A 6,337-nucleotide genomic window follows, 5' to 3' on the forward strand; every position below is an offset into this window, starting at 1 on the left:
CCGGTCCGCCAGCCCGACGCGGTCGAGTGCCTCGGCAACCACGGCGCGGTCGGCCGCGCGGGCCGGGCGCCACCATCCGATCCGCCGGTAGCGGCCCATCATCACGACCTGCCGCACGCTGACCGGGAAGTCGGCGTCCAGCGTGTCGGTCTGCGGGACGTAGCCGGCACGTCCCCGTGCCGCGGCGGGATCGTCGCCGAGCACGATCGCCGAGCCGGACAGAATCGGCACCAGGCCGAGCACCGACTTGATCAGCGTGGACTTTCCGGCGCCGTTCGGTCCGACCAGTGCGAGCCGCCCGCCGGGAGGCAGGTCGAGGGTCACGTGGGTGAGCACCGGTGTCCGCTGGTAGCCCACGCTCACCCCCGCGTAGTGCAGGACGGCGCCCATCGTCAGCCGCCCAGTGCCGAGACGATCACCTGCGTGTTGTGCCGCTCGGCGCCCAGATACGTCCCTTCCGGCGTACCCGGCTCTCCCAGACTGTCGCCGAACAGGGCGTCCTCTCCGCCGACCACCTTGACCCCCGCCTGCTGGGCGATCGCGTCGGCGCTCTTGGGCGGCAGCGAGCTCTCGGTGAAGATCGCCGTCGTGCCGGTCGCCTTGATCTTCGCGACCAGATCGCTGAGCTGGCGCGCGGACAGCTCCGCCGAGGTGTCCAGGCTCGGGATGACCGAGCCGACGAACTGCAGTTTGTAGCGGTCGACGTAGTAGCCGAAGGCGTCATGGTTGGTGACCAGCTTGCGGTCCGCGGCCGGCAGCCGCGCAAATGCGGCCTCGTTGTCGGCGTCCAGCTTGTCGAGCTCGGCCGAGTACGCGGTCAGGTTCGTGGTGAACGTGGCGGCCTTGGCCGGGTCCGCCGCGGCCAGGCCCTTCTCGATGTTGGCCGCCATGACCTTGGCGTTCCGCGGGTTGTGCCAGATGTGCGGGTCGTGCTCCTCGTCCGCGTGCTCCTCGCCCTCCCCGGCGTGCTTCTCGCCCTCCTCGTGGCCGCCTTCGCGGAGGGTGACGCCCTGGCTGGAGTCGACCACGGTGCCCTTGAAGCCGGACGCCTCGATCGTGCGATCGAGCCACCCCTCCAGGCCGACACCGTTCTTGACGACGACGGTCGCAGCGCTGATCGCCTGGATGTCGGCCGGTGTCGGCTCGAAGTCGTGCGGGTCGACGTTCGGCTTGATGATCTGGGTCACCGCCACGTCGGAACCGCCGATGTTGCGCACGAAGTCGGCGACCTCCGGGGTCGTCGCGACCACGGCGAGCTGCTTGCCGCTCGTCGCCGGGGCCGCGCCGCCCGAGCCTGCGTCGTCCGAGCCGCAACCGGTGAGGACCGTGGCGAGGACGGTGGCCGTCGCGAGCACAGAGGTGCGTTGCCGGTATCCCATGGTTTCACTCCTGTCCGAGGAGCGAAACGATAATGGTTTTCACGATCAATCGTCTAATGGCAAGATGACGATCTGTTGCACTGATTCACGCGGCGGAGGACTGGAGCCGGAGGTGGTGCTCGGCGACCGTCCGGGTCGCCGGCGGCGCGAAGACCTCGGCCACCACCTGCCGCGCCCACCGCATCCGGGCCACCGAGGCCTCCGGGGCGTCACCGAACTCCTGCGCCATCCGGGCCGCGCAGCCGCGCACACCCATGCGGCGAATGGTCCGTGCCAGCTCCGACCGCACCTCTGCGGCGCTCGGCTCGGCGGAGATCTGCAGGGCCGAGGCGAAGAGCGCTTCGGACCGCACGTCGTTGAGGTTGAGAGTGGACATCGCCGGCCCCCTTGCCGATAACTGTTCTTCTTACCCTTACGTCGAATCGGAGGTGCGGAATTCGACACCGGAACGGCCGTTCGACGCAGAAAATTTCTGCGTCATGGCGTCGGGATGCGATCGCCCGCCTCGAGCGCGCGCGCGAGGGCGCCGAGCAGTTGGTCGGCGCTGACGGGCTTGTCCAGCAGGACGGCGCCGGCCGGAAGGGCGCTGCGCGCGGCGAGGACGGACTCGGCGTAGCCGGACATGAAGATCACCGGGAGATACGGCCGGTCGAGTCGCAACTCGCGGGCGAGGTCCGGTCCGTGCGTGTCGGGCATGACCACGTCGCTCAGCAACAGGTCGATGCCGTCCACGCGGCGACTCAGCTCCCGGGCTTCGGCGGCCGTGGCCGCCGGCAGGGCGGTGTATCCGCTGCGGCTCAGGATCCGCTCGGTGAGGGCGCGCAGGCCGTCGTCGTCCTCGACCAGCAGGATTGTCTGCCCGGCGCCGGGAGCCGGGGCGGTCACCGTCTGCTGGACGGTCTCCGCGGCATCCTCGGTGATCGGCAGCAGGGCGGCGACGGTGGTGCCGTGGCCCGGCTCGGAGTAGATCTGGGCGTGGCCACCGGCCTGGGTGATGATGCCGTAGATGGTGGCCAGGCCGAGTCCGGTGCCCTGGCCGACCGGCTTGGTCGTGAAGAACGGTTCGAAGGCCCGCTCCAGCGTGGCCTTGCTCATCCCGGTGCCCGTGTCGCTCACCCGCAGCCGCATGTAGCGGCCGGGCAGCGCGCCCGGGTGCTGAGCCGTGTAGTGCTCGTCCACCGTCACCTCGTCGGTGTCGATGGTCAGCGTGCCGCCGCCGGGCATGGCGTCGCGGGCGTTCACGGCCAGGTTCACCAGGACCTGCTCCAGGCGACCGGCGTTGGCTCTGACCGGGCGCGACTCCGGGGTCAGACGGGTGATCAGGGTGACGTCCTCGCCGAGGGTCCGGCGCAGGAGCTTCTCCACGTCGGCGACAACGCGGTTGAGATCCAGCACCTCCAGCTCGGCAAACTGGTCCGCCCGAGCGAACGCCAGCAGCTGCCGGGTCAGGCCGGCGGCCCGGTCCCCGGCCGCGACGATCTCCAGAAGGTCCGCATGCAGGCGGCGCCAGGCGGGGTCGCCGCCCGTCATCTCCGCCACGTCGGCGGCGGACATGCTGGCGTACCCGTTGATGATGCCGAGCAGATTGTTGAAGTCGTGGGCGATCCCACCGGCGAGCTGGCCCAGGCTCTCCAGCCGCTGGGACTGCCGCAGCCGTCGCTCCAGCTGTTCCCGCTCGGTGACGTCGTCGAGGATCGCGCAACGCACCGTACGCCCGGCGAAGGCGGTGAGGTGTGAGGTCACCTCGACGTCGGTGACCGTGCCGTCCTGCTTGATGTGGCGCAGCCGGCGGCCGCGTTCCACCGGTGCCGCCACGGCCACGCCCTGCGCCACGAGCGCCGCGTCATCGACCGGGCACAGCTCTATGACGGTCATGGCGAGAAGCCGGTCCCGCGGATACCCGAAGTAGCGGACGGCGGCGTCGTTCGCGGCCACGAGATGCAGCGTCTCGACGTCGTACAGATAGATCGGGTACGGACTCGCGTCGAACATCTGCCGGTAGTTGCGCTCGTGCTCACGGGCGACCTCCTCGGCCTTGCGACGCTCCGCAAGTTCACTGTCGACGGTGGCGAGCAACGCGGCGAACTCCGCTCCGAGGCCGCTGACCTCCCGCGGCCCGGAGACGGTGACGGCACTCTCCAGGTCGCCGGTCCGCGCGGCGATCTGCACCGCCGCGCGCAGCCTCCGGATCGGCCGGGTGATGCGCCGATACACCAGCAAGGTCGCCAGCAAGCCGGCGAGCAGCCCGATCGCGGCGATCACCGCCTGCCGCCGCGCCAGCCGGTGAGCGCCGGCCAATGCCGCCGACCGATCCCCGCCGGCGAACACCCGCCAGCCGGGCCCGTCGACGGCCGCTTGCCCGTACACCCGGTGCCGGCCCTCGACATCCATCCCGTCGCCCGTGGCGTCCGGCGGGGCGAAGCGGCTGCTGCGCAGTGCCGTGCCGGCCCACCGCGCGCCATCGGGCCACCGGGCCAGAACGGTCCCGGCGTCGCCGGTGGTGACCAGGAATTCCAATCCGCGGGGTCCGCCGAACAGATCGGCGACCGTCGCGCCCAGCCGCACCAGATCGACGAACGCGACCACCGCTCCCAGGCCGGGAATGGGCGCGGTGACCAGAACGGCCGGCCGCCCGGTCCGGCCGTCCACCACCGGGCCGGTCACCTGCGCGGCCCGGGTCACCGCCGACAGCCATGGCACCTTGCGGTACGCGGCATCGTCGCCGGTCAACGGCCGCGACGAGCAGGCGACCGTGCCGTCGCGGCCCAGCAGGTCGAGATGGCCGTCATCGGGGCCGCCGAGGCTGAACGACAGCCGGCAGGAGGCCGGATCGGCGAACACCTCCCCGGCGGCCGGGCTCGTCGCCACCGCATCGACACTCGACCGGACGACCTTGAGACTCTCCCCGATCTTCTTGGCGGCCTGCTGGGCGCCGAATCTCGCCTCCGCGCGGGCGACCGACAGCCCGTCGCGCTCCGCGAGAATCCAGCCGGAGGCGAGCGCGACGACGCCCGCCAGCACGAACAGCGCCACCAAGCCGGCCAGGTAGGTCCGCAGCGGCCACTGCCCGCGACGCGCGGACGTGCTGTCCAGTCCGTTCCCCCGCTGCACCGGTGCCCCGATCCCGAGCGCGACGGCGTACCGCCATCGATCAGTACGACCACGCGATTTTCGCGACGTGGCCCAATGACGGTACCGCCGGAATCTGCCCGCCGGTCCCGGTCCGCGAAATGGCCCGGCCAGCCGTTTCAGGAGGGGCTGATATGGCGTGTGAGGTCCGGTGACCGGCCGAGTTGCGTCTTGCTCTCGCTCAGGCCTCCTGCGGCCGGCCGTGGCCGGTCCGTGCGTCCACCGGGCCGATCCAATCGGCCAGCCGATGCAGCGCACCAGCTGTCCGGACACGGAATCTCGGCGGCCGGGGTTGCGGGTCCGCAATCACGGGCGCGTCCGGCAAGGCGGAGTGCGAGGCTTCCCGGGCCTGCTGTACGCCGCGCCGCCCCAGGGCGTAGTAGGTGAGTATCAGCATGACTCCTCCTCAAGCTACCGGCTAAACTGTCTTAGGTAGCAGCATAGTTGACGTGCTGCCAGCAAAATAGCTTTAGACGGTAGGTAGATTCGATGACTGACGCACCAGTGACCGGCGGGGTGGCAGACCTCGTCCGCAACGGTGGAGTGCTGTGCCTGGACTACATCAACACGGTGGAGCCCCGGACCGGTCCGGTGTCCCGGGAGTGGCTGAACGGGTATTCAGACCTGGTGGAGTGGGCCCGGCACGGCGGCCTCCTCGACGAAGCAGCGGCGGGCGTCCTGCTGCGCGCGGCCGCCGACCGGCCCGCAGCGGCGCAGACCGCCTTCCAGGCCGCCATCAACCTGCGCGAGGTGATGTTCCGGCTGTTCGCGGCGATCGTCGAGAACACCGCGCCGCTCGACGAGGATCTCGAGGCGCTGCGGCGCGCCTTCTCGGACGCGACACGGCACGGCCGGCTGGTGCCGCACGCCGGCGGATTCGATTGGATCTGGGACGCTGGCGTCTCGGCCGTAGCCGGCGGCGATCCCGCAGACTCGCTGGACCGGCCCTGGTGGCCGATCGCCGCCTCGGCGGTCGAGCTGCTCACCCACGGTCCCCTCGACCGGATCAAGCAGTGCCCCACCGACGTCGGCTGTTCCTGGCTCTTCATCGACACCACCAAGAACCGCAGCCGCCGGTGGTGCAGCATGGACGACTGCGGCAGCCTGATCAAGGCCCGCCGGCAGACCGACCGGCGGCGCGCCGACCGTCGCCGCACGGGAACCTGACGGCGAAGCTCAGGTCAGGGCTGCCGGTCCGGCGTCGGCACCGTGGTCGCGGTGACGATCTTCTGCAGTGCGGCGACGTGGCCGCGGTAGGCCTTGACGCCCTGACGGGTCAAGGACAACCACACACGGCGGGAGTCGGTGCCGAGGCGCTCCTGCCGCACGTACCCGGCGTCGACCAGTGCCGCGACCTGTTTACTCAACGCTGAGGGGCTGAGGTCGAGGTTGTCCTTGATCACCGACAGCTCCAGCGTGGTGCCGGCGGCGAGCATCGCGCAAATGCGCAGCCGATGCGTCGGGTGGATGACGGGGTCGAGCCTCTCGGTCACCGGGGCCGTCCCGTCGATCTGCGGTGCGCCGCGCTGCCGGCGAGGTAAATGACGGCGGCAGCGACCGACAGAACGATGATCGGCCAGGCCCGATCGGTCAGGCCCGCGACGGCGATGGTGGCGACGACGCACAAGGTTGAAGCGGCGACCGCAGCGAGGAACACCCGGCTGGTCGGCAGGGTCCACGGGGTACCCATCCGGTATCCGGCCGTGACGTTGACGCCCACGATGGCGACGGCGACGGCGAGCAGCGCGGAGTTGCGGTGCTCCTGGAGCAGGGACGTCGACGCCATGGCGCCCACCAGGACGGCGTTGACCAGGTAGATCCATGTCGGC

8 protein-coding genes are annotated in these 6,337 nt (G+C 70.8%); 1 reads left to right on the forward strand and 7 read right to left on the reverse strand.

The features are described from left to right. The 5 genes from AB0M20_RS21370 to AB0M20_RS21390 form a co-directional block, all read right to left on the reverse strand. A partial coding sequence (locus tag AB0M20_RS21370; protein ID WP_364300642.1) for an ATP-binding cassette domain-containing protein occupies window positions 1–390 on the reverse strand: 390 nt, incomplete at its 3' end. Between the two features lie 2 nt (window positions 391–392). Further along, entirely contained in the window at window positions 393–1,379 is a 987-nt protein-coding gene (locus AB0M20_RS21375; protein WP_364300644.1) for a metal ABC transporter substrate-binding protein, read from the reverse strand. Window positions 1,380–1,464: 85 nt separating this feature from the next. Beyond that, entirely contained in the window at window positions 1,465–1,755 is a 291-nt protein-coding gene (locus AB0M20_RS21380; RefSeq protein WP_364300646.1) for a hypothetical protein, read from the reverse strand. 101 nt (window positions 1,756–1,856) lie between these two features. Beyond that, window positions 1,857–4,490 (reverse strand): ATP-binding protein, encoded by a 2,634-nt coding sequence (locus AB0M20_RS21385; RefSeq protein WP_364300648.1) that lies wholly within the window; start codon window positions 4,488–4,490, stop codon window positions 1,857–1,859. Between the two features lie 199 nt (window positions 4,491–4,689). Next, window positions 4,690–4,905, reverse strand: a complete 216-nt coding sequence (locus tag AB0M20_RS21390) for a hypothetical protein (protein ID WP_364300649.1) — start codon at window positions 4,903–4,905, stop codon at window positions 4,690–4,692. A gap of 92 nt (window positions 4,906–4,997) precedes the next feature. Here AB0M20_RS21390 and AB0M20_RS21395 point away from each other — a divergent pair, with 92 nt between their 5' ends. Beyond that, the gene (locus AB0M20_RS21395; RefSeq protein WP_364300651.1) at window positions 4,998–5,675 is read left to right on the forward strand and encodes an ABATE domain-containing protein; all 678 of its coding nucleotides are present in this window, start codon (window positions 4,998–5,000) and stop codon (window positions 5,673–5,675) included. Window positions 5,676–5,689: 14 nt separating this feature from the next. Here the strand turns inward: AB0M20_RS21395 and AB0M20_RS21400 are convergent, their stop codons facing one another. Both AB0M20_RS21400 and AB0M20_RS21405 read right to left on the reverse strand, forming a co-directional pair. After that, on the reverse strand, window positions 5,690–6,001 hold the full coding sequence (locus AB0M20_RS21400) for a transcriptional regulator (RefSeq protein ID WP_364300653.1): 312 nt from the start codon (window positions 5,999–6,001) through the stop codon (window positions 5,690–5,692). After that, window positions 5,998–6,337, reverse strand: a 340-nt coding sequence (locus AB0M20_RS21405) for a hypothetical protein (RefSeq protein ID WP_364300655.1), incomplete at its 5' end; no start/stop codon positions are given. The genes AB0M20_RS21405 and AB0M20_RS21400, both read right to left, overlap by 4 nt.

The organism is Actinoplanes sp. NPDC051633 (assembly GCF_040681735.1).
GTDB lineage: Bacteria > Actinomycetota > Actinomycetes > Mycobacteriales > Micromonosporaceae > Actinoplanes.

Bases quoted from the DNA above. Each gene is read 5' to 3' on its own strand.
- AB0M20_RS21375 (WP_364300644.1), bottom strand. From the start codon at position 1,379: ATGGGATACCGGCAACGCACCTCTGTGCTCGCGACGGCCACCGTCCTC.
- AB0M20_RS21380 (WP_364300646.1), bottom strand. From the start codon at position 1,755: ATGTCCACTCTCAACCTCAACGACGTGCGGTCCGAAGCGCTCTTCGCC.
- AB0M20_RS21390 (WP_364300649.1), bottom strand. From the start codon at position 4,905: ATGCTGATACTCACCTACTACGCCCTGGGGCGGCGCGGCGTACAGCAG.
- AB0M20_RS21395 (WP_364300651.1), top strand. From the start codon at position 4,998: ATGACTGACGCACCAGTGACCGGCGGGGTGGCAGACCTCGTCCGCAAC.